Raw genomic sequence first — 16,002 nt, forward strand, 5'->3', positions numbered from 1 at the left:
CCTCAGGACTGCGGGGGCCGGGGGGTCCCGTCCTCCTCGTCCGTCGGCTTCGGCTTGTGGGCGAAGTCGCCCACCGCGTCCTTGGCCTTGCCCGTGCCGTGCTCGATCTTGTCGCTGTACTTGCCCTTGGTCGCCTTGTCGATCGCGCCGCCGGCCTTGTCCACGATCTGGTCGATCTGGTCGTTGTGCTTGCCCGCGAGCTCGCTGGCCTTCTCCTTGAGCTCCTCGGCCTTGCCCTTGAGGTTGTCCATCAGGCCCATGGTGATCTCCTTCGTTCCCTGTCTCCTGCACAACGCACGGGACGGGTAAAGCGTTCGCAAAAACCGGGTCGGGTGCGGAACGGGCCGGAGGCAGTCCGGGAAACAGTCATATCCTCGCGCAGTCCGGGCCGCGGGGCAGCCCGGCCAGGTTGGCCGCCCCGGTCGGACGACGGCGGTGCCCGCGGCCGCGGCCCCGGCGGCGGCCCCGGCAACGGCGACGGTTTGGGAGACTGGAGCGGTGAGCAGCTCCCGTGTGATCAGCATCGTCGGCGCGACCGCCGCCGGAAAGTCCGACCTGGCCGTCGCCATCGCCCGCAGCCTCGACGGCGAGGTGATCAACACCGACTCGATGCAGCTGTACCGGGGCATGGACATCGGCACCGCGAAGCTGACCACCGCCGAGCGCGGGGGAGTGCCGCACCACCTGCTGGACGTCTGGGACGTCACCGAGGCCGCCAGCGTCGCCGAGTACCAGCGGCTGGCCCGGGCCGAGATCGACCGGCTGCTCGCGGCCGGGCGCAGCGCCGTCCTGGTCGGCGGCTCCGGGCTGTACGTCCGGGCCGCGATCGACGAGATGGAGTTCCCCGGCACCGACCCGGCGGTGCGCGCCCGGCTGGAGGCCGAGCTGGACCAGGCCGGCCCGTACGCGCTGCACCGGCGGCTGGCCGAGCTGGACCCGGCGGCCGCCGAGGCGATCCTGACCTCCAACGGCCGGCGGATCGTCCGCGCCCTGGAGGTCATCGAGATCACCGGGCAGCCGTTCACGGCCAACCTGCCGAGCAACACCGCGGTGTACGACGCGGTGCAGATCGGCGTCGCGGTGCCCCGCCCCGAGCTGGACGAGCGGATCACCCTGCGGGTCGACCGGATGTGGCGGGACGGGCTGCTGGACGAGGTGCGGGAGCTGGAGCGGGTCGGCCTGCGGGACGGCCTGACCGCCTCCCGGGCGCTCGGCTACCAGCAGGTGCTCGACCACTTCGCCGGCGGGTGCACCGAGGACGAGGCCCGGGCCGAGACCGTCCGGGCCACCAAGCGCTTCGCCCGCCGCCAGGAGTCCTGGTTCCGCCGGGACGACCGCATCCACTGGCTCTCCCGACCGGCCGGCACCGACCCGGTCGAGCTGCTGGACCGGTCCCTCGAACTGATCGAACGTCAGGGAGTTCCGGCCGCATAGGTCCTGTTCCGGCCAATTCGGCGGTGCACCTGCGCGCGCAGGTGACCGTGCAGGACACACCGGGGGTCACGGCCCGATCACGTGATGGCCACGGATCACCCGAGGACCCCGGTCAGGCCCCGAACGTCCCCTCTGGACATGCCATCATCGATGCCATAAGGGTCGGCCCGCGCGGGTCGACCGTGCCCGGCCGCGAGTCCGCTCGTGTCGAACTGTCAGGGGAGGCCGTGTGTCGACGGGTACCGGCCCCGAACCCGGCCAGAGCGGGAGCGTCACCGCACCGGCCGAGGAGTTCGACGAGTCGACCAGGGGGGACCTTCCCGTGCTGACCGGCCTGGAGGCGCCGACCTCGTACGCGGCCGCGGTGCCCGCGCTGGACACCCGCACCCCGCCGGACGCCGCGGTGCACGAGCGGGAGATCCGGCCGCTGCGCCGGCTCCGCTGGTGGCAGACCCTGCCGATCGCGCTGCTCGGCACCCTCGGCTCGCTGATGTTCGCCTTCCCGCTCGCCTTCGGCTCGGCCGGGGCGCGGGCCACCATGATCGGGATGCTCGGGCTGCTGTTCACCGCGGCCTCGTTCGGCTGGGGCGCGATGGCGGCCCGGCACGCCGGCTACAAGTGGCCGGGTCTGCCGCGCCGGGGCTCCGCGCAGCGGGCCGGCTGGAAGGCCATCGCGGTCTACACCCTGATCGCGCTGGCCGCCTGCGCGCTTGCGGTCTGGCGGGTCGCCTACCTCCGCTGACCGCGGCGCCCGTCCCGAACCCTCGGTGACCCGCCCCGAGCCGAAGGGGCGCGCCGGTGCCGAAAGGGAGAAGCGAGGGAGCGACGAAGGAGCGAGGGAGCGCCGACCGTCGGCACCGGACGAGAGCGCCCCCGAGGCGAGCGGGCGAGTGTCGATACCATCGGGGGCGTGAGCGCATCCTCTCCTCAGCGGGCCGGCCTCCCCTTCTTCAAGGGGCACGGCACCCAGAACGACTTCGTGATCGTGCCGGACCCGGACGGCGTGCTGGAGATCGGCCCGGAGGCCGTCGCCGCGCTGTGCGACCGACGGGCGGGCATCGGTGGCGACGGGCTGCTGCGCGTGGTGCGCGCGGCCGCCGACCCGGCCGCCGCGGACCAGGCCGACCGGGCCGAGTGGTTCATGGACTACCGCAACTCCGACGGCAGCATCGCCGAGATGTGCGGCAACGGCCTGCGGGTCTTCGCCCGCTTCCTGGTCGAGGCGGGCCTGGCCGAGGTGGGTGAGCTGGCGATCGCGACCCGCTCCGGGGTGCTCACCGCGAGGGTCGCCGAGGACGCCGCGGACGGCACACCCGGAGACGTCACCATCGACATGGGCCGGGCGAAGCTGCCCGGACCGGACGGCATCGAGGTCGCGGTCGGCGGGCGGCGCTGGCCGGCCCTGAACGTCAACATGGGCAACCCGCACGCGGTGGCCTTCGTGGAGAGCCTGGACCACGCCGGGGACCTGTACACCGCCCCGCTCACCAGCCCGGCGGGCGCCTACCCGGAGGGCGTCAACGTCGAGTTCGTGGTGGACCGCGGCCCCCGGCACGTCGCGATGCGGGTGCACGAGCGCGGCTCCGGCGAGACCCGCTCCTGCGGCACCGGCGCCTGCGCCGTCGCGGTGGCGGCGATCCGCCGGGACGGCGTGGACCCGGCGGTCACCGGCGCGGCGGTCGCCTACACGGTGGACGTGCTGGGCGGCCGGCTGGTGATCACCGAGCACCCGGACGGCCGGGTGGAGATGACCGGGCCGGCCGTGATCGTGGCCGAGGGCCGGCTGGACGCGCGCTGGTGGGAGTCGCTCGGCCGGTAGCAGCGGGGCGGTGACGGCCCGGTTTGCCCACTTCGTACGGCGACGAATCCCCCCGATCGGGTGATACCGGTCGCGGACGGGAATCACGGCGTCGCGGAACGTGCTCTGCTCGGTAGCATGGACCACCGGGTCGATCACCCCGACGGGGAGGGGGAGCGCCCGGCGACCGTTGCCGGAGGTGCCGATGACCATCTCAGCCGGGCAGCCCATCGCGGGGCAGCCGACGAGCACGCGACAGGCCGGGCCCAGGCGGCCGCTCGGCGAGCTGGGCCGGGCCGCCCTCGGCCGGGCCGGGCGGGCCGCCCTGCTGGCCACCGGCCGCCAACCGGTGCCGGACGCGCTGGAGCCGCTGGTCCAGGTGCACCGGCGGCACCATCCGCAGGCCGACCTCGCGTTGCTGGCCCGGGCCTACCGACTGGCCGAGGCCAGCCACCGCGGCCAGAAGCGCAAGAGCGGCGAGCCGTACATCACCCACCCGCTGGCCGTCACCATGATCCTGGCCCAACTCGGCGCCGGGACAACCACCTTGGTCGCCTCGCTGCTCCACGACACGGTCGAGGACACCGAGTTGACGCTGGACCAGGTGGGTGCCGGGTTTGGGCCCGAAGTCGCCTATCTGGTCGACGGGGTGACGAAACTGGAGAAGGTCGACTTCGGCGCCGCCGCCGAGGCCGAGACCTTCCGCAAGATGCTGGTCGCCACCGGGGACGACGTCCGGGTGATGGTGATCAAGCTCGCCGACCGGCTGCACAACATGCGCACCATCCGGCACATGAAGCCGGCCAGCCAGGTGCGGATCGCCAAGGTCACCCGGGACGTGCTGATCCCGCTGGCGGAGCGGCTCGGCATCCAGGTGCTGAAGGCGGAGCTGGAGGACATCGTCTTCGCCACCCTGCACCCCGAGGAGCACGCCCGCACCCGCGGCCTGATGGCCGGTCACGAGGCCCTTCCGGACACCCTGCTGGAGCCCTTCGCCCGGCAGCTGGCCCGCCAGCTGGCCGAGACCGGGGTCGCCGCCGAGGTGACGGTCCGGCCCCGGCACTGCGTCTCGCTGCACCGGGTGCTGCTCAAGCGGGCCGCCGCGCCGGGGCGGGACGGGCGGCCGCAGGAACCCCAGCCGGCCGACTTCGGGCGGCTGCTGGTGGTGGTCGAGGAGAACGCCGACTGCTACGCGGTGCTCGGCGAGCTGCACACCTGCTGGACGCCGTTGCCCGGGGAGTTCAAGGACTTCGTCGCCGCCCCCAAGTTCAACCTCTACCAGTCGCTGCACACCGCGGTGGCGCTGGACGGCGGCGCGGTGGTCGAGGTGCTGGTCCGGACCCGGCGGATGCACGAGGTGGCGGAGACCGGGGTGGTCGCCCTCGGCGACCCGTCCCCGACCGGCCCGGGCCAGGACGCCGACGAGCTGGACCGCACCGACCCGGCCCGGCCCGGCTGGCTCAGCCGGCTGCTGGAGTGGCAGCAGGAGACCCCCGACCCGGACGCCTTCTGGTCCGCGCTCACCGCCGACCTGGCCGGCGACCGCGAGATCACCGTGGTGACGGAGAGCGGTGAAACGCTTCAGCTGAGGGCCGGGGCCAGCTGCGTGGACGCCGCCTACCTGCTCGGCGAGGAGACCGGCCACCGATGTATCGGCGCCCGGGTCAACGGCCGGCTCACCGCGCTGTCCACCCCGCTCCAGGACGGCGACGTGCTCGCGGTGCTCACCGAGAACCTCCCGGCCGGGGGCGCGGCACAGCCCTCCGGCCCGTCCCCGGAGTGGCTGGCGCACGCCCGCACGCCCGCCGCCCGGCTGGCCATCGAACGCTGGCTGGCCGACCACCCGGCCCGGCTGCCGGTGGTGCGCACCGGCCCGGCCGCCCACCAGCCCGCCCCGGCCGCGCACCGGGCCGGCGAGCGTCGGGCCGCCCCGGTCGCGGTGGCCGGCCGGCCCGGGGCGCCGGTGCGGCTGGCCCGCTGCTGCACGCCCGTCCCCCCGGACGCGGTGGCCGGCTACCCGATCCGCGGTGGCGCGGTGGCCGTGCACCGCACCGGCTGCCCCGCCGGGCAGCGGCTGCGCGCCGACGGGCGGACCGAGCTGGAGGTCCGCTGGCGGTCGGAGGACGCCCCGGCCGCCGGGCACCGGGTGACCCTGCGGGCCGAGGCGCTGAACCGGCCCCGGCTGCTCGCCGACCTCACCGCGGCGATCTCCGCCGCGGGCGTCGGCATCGTCTCGGCCGAGGTCGAGCCGCCGCAGGAGCTGCGGGTCCGGCACACCTACTCCGTCGAGCTGCCCGAGCCGGGCGCGCTGCCCGCGCTGATGCGGGCGATGCTCCGGGTCTCCGGGGTGTACGACGTGAGCCGCCCGCACGCGCCGGAGGGCGCCCGGACCCGCGAGGGGGGCCGGGCGGGCCGGGACGGCGGTCCGGAGGACCGGGACGGCGGTCCGGAGGACCGGGACGGGGGCCCGGAGGGTCGGGACGGCGGTCCGGACGGCGGGCAGGGGAGCCCGGAAGGGCGCGAAGGGGGCGCGGAGGCGGCGCTCCGGGGGAAATGGGGATGACCCGCCCGCACCGGGCGTGCGACCATCATGGGGAATTCACGGCCGGTCCACGGCGTTCTCAGGGCTGAGGAGCCCGGGATGGGAAGCAGGGGCCCCGCCGCAGCAGCCCAGCGACCAAAGGACAGAATGACCTCCACGTTCGACACCCGCGACCACGCCGACGCCCCGCGCCGCCTCGACGGTCTGCGGGCGGAAGCCCTCATGGACGAGGACCTCGCGGCCATCGACGAGGACCTCGGCCACAACTACGACGGCGACCAGTACGACCGCAGTGAGCGCGCCGCCCTGCGCCGGGTCGCCGGCCTCTCCACCGAACTCCAGGACGTCACCGAGGTCGAGTACCGCCAGCTCCGCCTGGAGCGCGTGGTGCTCGTCGGCGTCTGGACCGACGGCACCCTGGAGGAGGCGGAGAACTCGATGGCCGAGCTCGCCGCGCTCGCCGAGACGGCCGGCTCCGAGGTGCTGGACGGTGTCATCCAGCGCCGCGACAAGCCCGACGCGGCCACCTACATCGGCTCCGGCAAGGCGAAGGAGCTGCGCGACATCGTCGCCTCCACCGGCGCCGACACCGTGGTCTGCGACGGTGAGCTCACCCCCGGCCAGCTGATCCAGCTGGAGGACGTGGTCAAGGTCAAGGTCGTCGACCGGACGGCCCTGATCCTGGACATCTTCGCCCAGCACGCCAAGTCCCGGGAGGGCAAGGCACAGGTCTCGCTGGCGCAGATGCAGTACATGCTGCCGCGTCTGCGCGGCTGGGGTCAGTCGCTGTCCCGGCAGATGGGTGGCGGTGGCTCCGGCTCCTCGGGCGGCGGCATGGCCACCCGTGGTCCCGGTGAGACCAAGATCGAGACCGACCGGCGTCGGATCCGCGAGAAGATGGCGAAGCTCCGCAAGGAGATCGCCGACATGAAGAAGGGCCGCGACACCAAGCGCCAGGAGCGCAAGCGCCACCAGGTGCCGTCCGTGGCCATCGCCGGGTACACCAACGCCGGCAAGTCCTCCCTGCTCAACCGGCTCACCGGTGCGGGCGTGCTGGTGGAGAACTCGCTGTTCGCCACCCTGGACCCGACCGTGCGCCGGGCCCAGACCCCGAGCGGGCGGCTCTACACCCTGGCCGACACCGTCGGCTTCGTCCGGCACCTGCCGCACCACCTGGTCGAGGCCTTCCGCTCGACCATGGAGGAGGTCGCCGACGCCGACCTCATCCTGCACGTGGTGGACGGCTCGCACCCCGAGCCGGAGACCCAGCTGGCCGCCGTCCGCGAGGTCGTCGTCTCGGTCGACGCGCAGAACGTGCCCGAGATCGTGGTGATCAACAAGGCGGACGCCGCCGACCCGCACGTGTTGCAGCGCCTGCTGCGCCGCGAGCCGCACGCCATCGTGGTGTCGGCCCGCACCGGCGCGGGCATCGAGGAGCTGCTGCAGCTCATCGACGACGAACTGCCGCGTCCGGCCGTCGAGGTGCGGGCCCTGGTGCCCTACACCCAGGGCGCGCTGGTCTCCCGGGTGCACAAGGAGGGCGAGCTGCTCGCCGCCGAGCACACCGCCGAGGGCACGCTGCTGCACGCCAAGGTGCCGGCCGAACTTGCCTCCGAGCTGGAGTACTTCGCGGTGGCCCTGCGGGGCTGACCGGCTGGTGGAAGCAGCCCCCGGACGTTCGCGTCCGGGGGCTACTTCACGTTCTTGGCGAAGTAGTCGAAGGCCTGCTTCGCCTGGTCCTGGAGGGACGGCCCGGCCAGGTAGCCGACCGGGTTGCGGTTGCCGATCGAGCTGACGCTGACCAGGTTGGGCTTGCCGTCCTTGGTGATGAACCAGCCGCCGCCGCCCGCCCCGCCGGTCATGGTGCAGCCGAGCACGTACATCGGCGGACGGGTCCGGTCGAAGGACAGCCGGCCCGGTGCGGCGGGGGAGTCGCAGCGCTGCAGCTCCGTCCCGTCGAAGGGCCGCTCGACCGGGTAGCCGAACACGGTGGCCGAGGTGATCTGCTCGGCCGGGGCGTTGAACCAGACCGGGACGGAACCGCCGACCGCCTCCTCCAGGGACGGGCCGGAGCCGGACTCGGGCCGCACCCGGACGATCCCGTAGTCGTACTGGTCATGGGCGCCGACGCCGCTCTCCTGCAGCCAGGTCGGCGAGACCAGCGCGCGCACCGCCGTCCAGCGGCCGTACGGGGCCGCCTGCTTGTCGTCGTACGGCTTGCCGCGGGCCGCCCCGCCGTCCCGGTTGCCCGCCTGTCCGTCCCGGTTGTAGGCGGGGACGAAGGTCAGGTTCCGCACCCAGCCGCCGCCCTTGCCGTCGTGCAGGCAGTGCGCGGCGGTGTAGACCAGGTTGCTCCGGCCCGGGGTGAGCGGGTCGGCGACCACCGTGCCGGAGCAGACCGCGTCGCCCTGCGCGGTGGTCATCAGCAGCTTGCCGACCAGGGCGGAGTCCGGGCCGTACGGGTGCGGCTGCGGCCGGGCCTGGACGGCGGCCGGCGGGGCGTCCCGCTGGACGGTGGCCGGGGTGGGCGCGGTCAGCGCGTACTCGGGGGTGGGGCGGGCCTTGGCGGCCTCCGTCCGGGCGGTGGTCCAGTAGCCCGGGGCCGCCGGGGCGGGGGTACCGCTGTCGGTGACGTACCGGGCCCAGTCCTCCAGCTTCCAGCCGCTCAGGTCGCCCAGGCTGGTCGGCGCCGCCTTCGGCAGGGCCGCGGGCGGGCTGGCCGGGGCGGCCGGGCCGTCCGGCCCGCACGCGGCCGCGCTGAGGGTCAGGGCGGCGAGCAGCGCGGCGCCGGCCGTGACGGCCCGCCGTCCCCGGGGAGCGGCGCCGACGGCGCCGGTGGTGCTGGAGGAGCGGGTGGTGCTGATGGTGCGCAAGCGGAGGAGTCCCTCGTGGTGGTGCCGGTCACTGCTTCCTGGAGATCCAGTCCAGGGCCTGTCGGGCGACCGTCTCCAGGTACGGGCCGCTCAGCGAGGTGTGTCCCTGGGTGCCGATCGACGTGTTGCTGACCAGGGCGGTCTTCCCGTCCGGCATGGTGGCGAACCAGCCGCCGCCGCTGGCGCCCTGGGTCATGTTGCAGCCGATGGTCAGCATGGTCGGGCGCTTGGGGTCGAAGGACAGCCGGGTCGGCTTGCCGCCGTCGCACTTGTACAGCTCCTGGCCGTCGAACGGCTTGACCAGCGGGTAGCCGACGGCCGAGACCTTGAGCTGGTCGCGGGGCGCGTCGAACCACACCGGGACGGCCGAACCCACCGTCTCCTCCAGGGACTTGCCGGTGTCGTTCTGGTTGTGCACCCGCATCACGGCGAAGTCGTACTGGTTGGCGGCGTCACCGGTCGGGCCGCCCTCGACCATCCACTGCGGCGAGGTGACCACCTGGTCGGCCCACCAGGTGCCGAGCGGGGCCAGCTCGGAGAGCGGGGCCTTCTTGCCGCCGCTGGAGGCACCGGAGTTGTTGTAGGCGGGGACGAAGACCAGGTCCTTGTAGAAGTCGCCGCCCTTGCCCTCGTGCACGCAGTGCGCGGCCGTCCAGACCAGGTTGCTCTTGCCCGGGTGCTGGGGGTCGGCGATCACCGTCGCCGAGCAGTTGCCGCGGCCGCCCTGGGCGGAGAAGAACACCTTCCCGGAGGGCTGCTTGAGGTACGGGCGGGGCACCTGGACGGCCTTGACCACCGGCGGCTCCGGGTCGGTCACGCCGTCGTCGGTGGCGGGCTTCGGGGTGGACGGGGCCGGCTTGGCGGTGGGCGGGGCCGGGTCGGCGGGCTTGGCGTCGCCCATCTTGTCCGGGTCCCAGAAGTCCTTCACCACCGGGTTGTTGAAGACGTGCTTGGACGCCCACTTGTCCCAGTCGTCGTACTTCCACTTCTTCAGGTCGTCCCAGCTCTTCGGCAGGCCCTCCAGCAGGCTGGTCGGCAGGCCGGACGGCAGGGTGATCCCGCCGATCACACCGCCGCCGGGAGTGGTGGAGGCGCTCACGCTCGCCGCGGGCGGCGGGGCCGGGGTGTCGGCGGCGCCCGGCGAGCCGTCCGGCCCGCAGGCGCTGACGGCCAGCAGCGTTCCGGTGGCCAGGGCGGCGGCCAGGACTGACCGGTGGATCGGTGGCATCGGTGCGCTTCCCCCTGTGTTCGGTCGGGCTTCGGTGCGGCGGCTCGCCGCCCTGGAGTCTTCCATCGCCGTGCAGGACGGCGGCGGCCGCCCCCCGGGTTCCGGGGTTGACCGGAGGTCACCGATCCGTGATGCGGGACGGATCCGCCGCGGGAGCGTCCGCCGGCGGTTCCCCGGTGTCCGCTTCGACGGTTCGTCGACGCCCCTTCGGGGTGTGCCGGTTCCGGTCGGCGTCCGGCGCCGCCCCGTTCGCACAGCAGGGCCGCCCCGCCCGCTGGTGCACAATCCCCGATCTTCACCCGGACGAGTGAGCCGTCCTTGTGATCACCCCTCAGGGATAGGTAACCCTTACCTGACGCGACGGTGCGAGCGCCCGCCGAACCCCTCCACCAACCAGCGCGCGTCCGCACCCCCACGCGCACCAAGGAGCAGCCTTGAGCACCGCCCTCACCGGAGCCCCGCCCGTACCGCCGCCGACCGCGGACCGGGCCGCCGGGCCCGACCCGCTGCTGCACCCAGATCCCGCCGTCGCCGCCGAACAAGCCACCCTGGAAGCCCTGTTGCGCTGCTGGGCCCGGGAGACCGGCACCCGCCCCGGACCGGACGGCCGACTGCGGATCGACGTCCTCGGCGGCGCCGCCCGGCTCACCGCCCCGGTCCGCTACTGGTCGCCCGGCGGCTGGCACCGCTTCGGGCCGGCCACCCTCTCGGCCGGGCAGGGTACCGCCGAGTCCCCGGTGGACGCCGTCACCGCCGCGGCCCTGCTCGCCGCCGTGGCCGCCGACCGGCCCGACCCCGGGCAGGTCGCCGAACTCGCCGCCCGGGTCGCCGACTCGGTCGTGCGCACCGCCGAGATCCTCGCCCACCACCGCACCGCCGCCGACCCCGGCGGACCCGAGCCCTCGCGGTTCCTCGCCGCCGAACAGGCCCTGCTGCTCGGCCACCCGCTGCACCCCACGCCGAAGAGCCGCGACGGCCTCGGCCCGGCCCAGAGCGCCGCCTACTCGCCCGAACTGCACGGCTCCTTCCAGGTGCACTGGTACGCCGTGGACCGCGCCCTGTTCGCGGCCGACTCCGCCGTCGCCCGGAGCGCCGACCGGATCACCGCCGACCTGCTCGGCGACCACGCCGCCCTGCCGCCCGGCACCGCCGCCCTGCCGCTGCACCCCTGGCAGGCCCGCGAACTCGCCCACCGTCCCGCCGTCGCCGCGCTGCTCGCCGACGGACTGCTGCACGACCTCGGCCCGGCCGGCGAGCCCTGGTACCCCACCTCCTCGGTGCGCACCGTCTACCGGCCCGGCACGCCCTGGATGCTCAAGCTCTCGCTCGGGCTGCGGATCACCAACTCCCGCCGGGAGAACCTGCGCAAGGAACTCCACCGCGGCGTGGAGGTGCACCGGCTGCTGGAGAGCGGGCTCGCCGCCGAGTGGCGGGCCGCCCACCCCGGCTTCGACATCGTCCGCGACCCGGCCTGGATCGGCGTCGACCACCCCGGCCTCGGGGACCCGGGCGGCCTGGACACCGTGCTGCGCGTCCAGCCGTTCGCGCCCACCGAGCGTGCGCTGTGCGTGGCCGGGCTGATCGCCGAGCAGCCGGGCGGGAGCCGCTTGACCGGTCTGGGTGCGGAGCCGGGCCTGAGTGCCGGGACGGGTTTGAGCGCAGGGACGGGCTCGGCCGGCGGGGCCGACGGCGGCCCGGCGGGCGGCACCGTGCCGTCCGGGCTCGGCGACGTCCTGCGCTCGCTGGCCGCCCGCACCGGCCGCCCACTGCGCACCGTGGCCGCCGAATGGTTCCTGCGCTACCTGGACGCCGTGGTGCTGCCCGTCCTCTGGCTGGACGGCCGGGGCGGCATCGCCCTGGAGGCGCACCAGCAGAACAGCATCGTGCTGCTGGACGCCGAGGGCTGGCCCAACGGCGGCCGCTACCGCGACAACCAGGGCTACTACTTCCGGGAGAGCGCCGCCGAACGGCTCACCGCCCGGCTGCCCGGACTCGGCGAGCACAGCGACACCTTCCTGCCGGACCCGGTCATCGACCACCACTTCGCCTACTACCTCGGCATCAACCACGTGCTCGGGCTGATCGGCGCCCTCGGCTCCCAGGGGCTGGCCGACGAAGCGGTGCTGCTGGCCGGACTGCGCCGGTTCCTGGCCGGCCCGCGCGCGGCCGCCACCGGCTCGACGCTGCCCGCGCTGCTGCTGGACGCGCCCACCCTGCCCTGCAAGGCCAACCTGCTCACCCGGATCAACGGCCTGGACGAGCTGGTCGGCCCGGTCGCCACCCAGTCCGTGTACGTGGACATCGCCAACCCGCTCGCGGGGGCCTGATGCTGGACGACCTGCCCGGGTGGGGCGAAGTCGCCACCCCGGCCGGGCGGTTCCGGCTCGTCCCGGTCCGACTGCCCGCCGACCTGGACCTGCTCGCCGGGTGGATGAACGACCCCGAGGTCGACGAGTTCTGGACGCTCGCCGGACCGCCCGCCGTCACCGAGCGGCACGTCCGGGCCCAACTCGACGGCGACGGACGCAGCGTGCCCTGCCTCGGCCTGCTCGACGGCGCGCCGATGAGCTACTGGGAGGTCTACCGCGCCGACCTCGACCCGCTCGCCGGGCACTACCCGGCGAGCCCGCACGACACCGGCGTGCACCTGCTGCTCGGCCCGGCCACCAGCCGCGGCCGGGGACTGGGCGCCCCGCTGCTGGCCGCCGTCGCCGAACTGATCCTCCGCCGGAGAGCCGACTGCCGGCGGGTGGTGGCCGAACCGGACGTCCGGAACCGGCGCTCGGTCCGGGCCTTCGAACGGGCCGGCTTCCGGGCCGCCGCCGAACTCGACCTGCCCGACAAGCGCGCCGCCCTGATGGTCCGCGACCGCGACACACCCCCTGCCTAGGACAACCCTGTGGACACCTCGACACCCCCTCCGTACGACCTGCTCGGCGTCGGCATCGGCCCGTTCAACCTCTCGCTCGCCGCCCTCGCCGAGCCCGTGACCGGCCTGCGCACGCTCTTCTGCGACCAGCGCCCGGAGTTCCGCTGGCACCACGGCATGCTGGTGGACGGCGCCCGGATGCAGGTCCCCTTCCTCGCCGACCTGGTCTCACTGGTGGACCCCACCAACCCGTGGTCCTTCCTCAACTACCTGCGCGCCCAGGACCGGCTGTTCCCGTTCTACTTCGCCGAACGCTTCCAACTGCCCCGCCGGGAGTACGACCACTACTGCCGCTGGGCCGCCGAGCGGCTGCCCAACTGCCGCTTCGGCACCGAGGTCACCGCCCTGCACCGGGAAGGCCCGCTGTTCCGGGTCGAGTTGACCGACACCGCGACCGGCCGGCGCTCCACCGTGCGGGCCCGCAACCTCGCGCTCGGCGTCGGCACCCGGCCGGTGCTGCCCGAGGCCTTCGCCGGGCTGGCGGACCGCCCGCGGGTCTTCCACTCCGCCGCGTACCTGGACCGCCGGGCCGACCTGGCCGGTGCCCGGGACATCACCGTGGTCGGCAGCGGGCAGTCCGGCGCCGAGGTCTTCCTCGACCTGCTCCGCCGCCACGCGGGCGACGGCGTCCGGCTGCGCTGGCTCACCCGGACCAGGGCGCTCGCCCCCATGGAGTATTCCAAGCTCGGCCTGGAGCACTTCACCCCCGACTACACCCGCTACTTCCACGGCCTGCCCGGTCCGGCCCGGGACGCCCTGGTCAGCGCTCAGTGGCAGCTGCACAAGGCCGCCAGCGCCGAGACCCTGGCCGAGATCCACGACCACCTCTACGAACGCACCATCGGCCGCCCGATCGACGCCGCCCCGGTCGAGATCACCCCCGGCACCGCCGTCACCGAGGCCCGGCCGGGGCCCTGCGGCGGCCTCGAACTGCGCTGCCGGCACACCGACTCGGGCGCCGAGCACCTGCTGCGCACCGACGCCGTGGTGCTCGCCACCGGCTACCGGGCCGCCCGCCCGGCCGCGCTCGAACCGCTCGCCGACCTGATCGACTGGGACGAGTCCGGGCGCTACCGGGTCGACCTCGACCACCGGGTCGCCACCCGGCCGGAGCTCGCCGGGGGGCTCTACGTCCAGAACGCCGAGCTGCACACCCACGGCGTCGGCACCCCGGACCTCGGGCTCGGCGCCCACCGGGCCGCCGTGATCCTCAACGCCGTCACCGGTCGGACCGTCCACCGGCTGCCCGGCCGCACCGCCTGGACCGGCTTCGCGCCGCCCGCGCCGGTCGCGCCCGACGTCCCCGCCGTGCCCGTTGCCCTGAAGTCCGAGCAGACCCCCGTCGTCCCCCGCCCCCAGGAGCTGACCCGTGCCGCAACCGTCGGCCGCTGAACCGCCGCTCTACCTGCCCCCGCACCTCACCGCCGGGCACTGGCAGCGGGCCGGCCGCGCCCTGCTGGCCAAGATGCTCGGCGAGTTCTCCTACGAGGAGCTGCTCCGACCCGTCCCGGGAGCCCTCGACGGCGAGTACCTGCTGAAGCTGCCCGAGGCCGAGTACCGCTTCGCCGCCCGGCGCGGTGCCTACGACGGCTGGCAGGTCGACCCCGAGTCGATCCGCTGCTCCCGCCCGGACGGCCTCGACCCGCTGCGCTTCCTCCCGTACGCCCGGGACGCCCTCGGGATGCGCGGCGAGACCACCGCCCACCTGGTCCGCGAGCTCTCCGCCACCCTCACCGCCGACGCCCGTCAGCTCGCCACCGCGCTCACCGCCGCCGAACTCGCCGAGCTCGACCACACCGCACTGGAGGGCCGCCAGGGCGGCCACCCGTGGATCGTCCCCAACAAGGGCCGGATCGGCTTCTCCGGCACCGACGCCGCCCGCTGGGCCCCGGAGGCCCGCAGCCCCCGCCCGCTGCCCTGGATCGCCGTCCACCGCCGACTCGCCGAGTACCGCGGGGTGCCCGGCCTGGAACGCCCCGAGCAGCTCTACGCCCGCGAGCTGGACGACGTCGACGCGCTGCGCGCCCCGCTCGGCGCGGACGCCGACGACTACCTGCTGCTGCCCGTCCACCCCTGGCAGTGGGACGAGACGGTGCTGACGCTGTTCGCGCCCTGGATCGCCTCCGGCGAGATCGTCCCGCTGCCCTCGGACGGCGACCCGCGGCTGCCCCAGCAGTCCATCCGCTCCTTCTTCAACACCGCCCACCCCGGGCGCTGCACCGTCAAACTGCCGCTGTCCATCCTCAACACCCTGGTCTGGCGCGGCCTGCCGGTCGAGCGCACCCTCGCCGCGCCCGCCGTCACCGCCTGGCTGCACGGGCTGCGCGACGCCGACCCGTACCTGCGGGAGGAGTGCCGGGTGATCCTGCTCGGCGAGATCGCCTCCGTCACCGTCGACCACCCGCTCTACCGCGAGATGCCCGACTCGCCGTACCAGTACAAGGAACTGCTCGGCGCGATCTGGCGCGAACCGCTCGGTCCCTTCCTCGCCGCCGACGAACGCGCCCGCACCCTCGCCGCCCTGCTGCAGACCGGCTCCGACGGGCGCGCCCTCGCCGTCGAGCTGATCGCCCGCTCCGGCCTCACCCCCGCCCGCTGGACCGCCCGGCTGTTCGCCGCGCTGCTGCCGCCGCTGCTGCACTTCCTCTACCGCTACGGACTGGTCTTCTCCCCGCACGGCGAGAACGCCATCGTGGTCTTCGACGAGCGCGACACCCCCACCCGGCTGGCGGTCAAGGACTTCGTCGACGACGTCAACCTCAGCGACCAGGACCTCCCCGAACTGCGCGGGCTGCCCGCCGAGGTCGCCGACGTGCTGCTCCGGGACGACCCCCAGGGGCTCTGCCAGTTCATCCACTCCGGGCTGTTCATCGGCGTCCTCCGCTACCTCGCCCCGCTCCTGGAGGCCCAGGCCGGCCTGGCCGAGACCGAGTTCTGGGCCCTGCTGCGCGCCGAGATCCACCGCTACCAGGACCGCTTCCCCGAGCTGCGCGAGCGCTTCGAGCTGTTCGACCTGTTCCAGCCGCGGATCGACCGGCTCTGCCTCAACCGCAACCGGCTGGTCATGGACGGCTACCAGGACCGCCCGCACCGCCCGCACGCCGTCCGGCACGGCACGGTGCCGAACGCCCTGGTCGGCGTGGAGGTGCGCCTTCCGGGGCAACGGGACCGGATTGTCACCCCCGCCCCGTAGGCTGG

At 74.4% G+C, this 16,002-nt stretch carries 12 protein-coding genes; 9 read left to right on the plus strand and 3 right to left on the minus strand.

Annotated features, from left to right (window positions below; genetic code table 11):
• Window positions 1-2: 2 nt before the first annotated feature.
• Window positions 3-260: an antitoxin gene (locus tag ACIP4P_RS36390; RefSeq protein WP_350513661.1), complete on the minus strand. Its 258-nt coding sequence runs from the start codon at window positions 258-260 to the stop codon at window positions 3-5.
• A 238-nt stretch (window positions 261-498) separates the two neighbouring features.
• On the opposite strand from ACIP4P_RS36390, the gene miaA reads away from it, so the two are divergent.
• From miaA to hflX, 5 genes are all read left to right on the plus strand, one after another.
• Window positions 499-1,434: a tRNA (adenosine(37)-N6)-dimethylallyltransferase MiaA gene (gene miaA / locus ACIP4P_RS36395; RefSeq protein ID WP_400926030.1), complete on the plus strand. Its 936-nt coding sequence runs from the start codon at window positions 499-501 to the stop codon at window positions 1,432-1,434.
• A gap of 229 nt (window positions 1,435-1,663) precedes the next feature.
• Complete coding sequence (locus ACIP4P_RS36400; protein ID WP_400926033.1) at window positions 1,664-2,176, plus strand: hypothetical protein; 513 nt, start codon at window positions 1,664-1,666, stop codon at window positions 2,174-2,176.
• Window positions 2,177-2,344: 168 nt separating this feature from the next.
• The gene (gene dapF / locus ACIP4P_RS36405; protein ID WP_400926036.1) at window positions 2,345-3,253 is read left to right on the plus strand and encodes a diaminopimelate epimerase; all 909 of its coding nucleotides are present in this window, start codon (window positions 2,345-2,347) and stop codon (window positions 3,251-3,253) included.
• A 184-nt stretch (window positions 3,254-3,437) separates the two neighbouring features.
• Complete coding sequence (locus ACIP4P_RS36410) at window positions 3,438-5,795, plus strand: HD domain-containing protein (RefSeq protein ID WP_400926038.1); 2,358 nt, start codon at window positions 3,438-3,440, stop codon at window positions 5,793-5,795.
• Window positions 5,796-5,921: 126 nt separating this feature from the next.
• On the plus strand, window positions 5,922-7,424 hold the full coding sequence (gene hflX / locus ACIP4P_RS36415) for a GTPase HflX (RefSeq protein WP_400926041.1): 1,503 nt from the start codon (window positions 5,922-5,924) through the stop codon (window positions 7,422-7,424).
• A gap of 41 nt (window positions 7,425-7,465) precedes the next feature.
• Here hflX and ACIP4P_RS36420 read toward each other — a convergent pair whose 3' ends face one another.
• A complete protein-coding gene (locus tag ACIP4P_RS36420; protein ID WP_400926044.1) occupies window positions 7,466-8,647 on the minus strand; it encodes a hypothetical protein in 1,182 nt (393 codons plus the stop codon).
• Window positions 8,648-8,675: 28 nt separating this feature from the next.
• Window positions 8,676-9,875: a trypsin-like serine peptidase gene (locus ACIP4P_RS36425; protein WP_400926047.1), complete on the minus strand. Its 1,200-nt coding sequence runs from the start codon at window positions 9,873-9,875 to the stop codon at window positions 8,676-8,678.
• Between the two features lie 434 nt (window positions 9,876-10,309).
• Between ACIP4P_RS36425 and ACIP4P_RS36430 the strand changes: the two genes are divergently transcribed.
• Genes ACIP4P_RS36430 through ACIP4P_RS36445 form a run of 4 tightly spaced genes read left to right on the plus strand, consistent with a single transcriptional unit; the run spans window position 10,310 to window position 15,997 of the window.
• Window positions 10,310-12,202, plus strand: coding sequence for an IucA/IucC family protein (locus ACIP4P_RS36430; protein WP_400926050.1), 1,893 nt, complete (start codon window positions 10,310-10,312; stop codon window positions 12,200-12,202).
• A complete protein-coding gene (locus ACIP4P_RS36435; protein ID WP_400926214.1) occupies window positions 12,094-12,765 on the plus strand; it encodes a GNAT family N-acetyltransferase in 672 nt (223 codons plus the stop codon). The genes ACIP4P_RS36430 and ACIP4P_RS36435 overlap by 109 nt, the downstream gene beginning before the upstream one ends.
• 9 nt (window positions 12,766-12,774) lie before the next feature.
• Window positions 12,775-14,196 carry a lysine N(6)-hydroxylase/L-ornithine N(5)-oxygenase family protein gene (locus ACIP4P_RS36440; RefSeq protein ID WP_400926053.1) on the plus strand — a complete coding sequence of 474 codons (1,422 nt, stop codon included), beginning with the start codon at window positions 12,775-12,777 and terminating at the stop codon, window positions 14,194-14,196.
• Window positions 14,174-15,997, plus strand: a complete 1,824-nt coding sequence (locus ACIP4P_RS36445; RefSeq protein WP_400926056.1) for an IucA/IucC family protein — start codon at window positions 14,174-14,176, stop codon at window positions 15,995-15,997. Before ACIP4P_RS36440 ends, ACIP4P_RS36445 begins: the two co-directional genes overlap by 23 nt.
• Window positions 15,998-16,002 lie beyond the last annotated feature (5 nt).

Origin of the sequence: Kitasatospora sp. NPDC089509, assembly GCF_044749365.1 — a bacterium.
GTDB lineage: Bacteria > Actinomycetota > Actinomycetes > Streptomycetales > Streptomycetaceae > Kitasatospora.

What these genes read in the sequence shown, in the direction of transcription:
- ACIP4P_RS36390 (WP_350513661.1), bottom strand. Translation starts at nt 260, where the DNA reads ATGGGCCTGATGGACAACCTCAAGGGCAAGGCCGAGGAGCTCAAGGAG.
- ACIP4P_RS36410 (WP_400926038.1), top strand. Translation starts at nt 3,438, where the DNA reads ATGACCATCTCAGCCGGGCAGCCCATCGCGGGGCAGCCGACGAGCACG.
- hflX (WP_400926041.1), top strand. Translation starts at nt 5,922, where the DNA reads ATGACCTCCACGTTCGACACCCGCGACCACGCCGACGCCCCGCGCCGC.
- ACIP4P_RS36425 (WP_400926047.1), bottom strand. Translation starts at nt 9,875, where the DNA reads ATGCCACCGATCCACCGGTCAGTCCTGGCCGCCGCCCTGGCCACCGGA.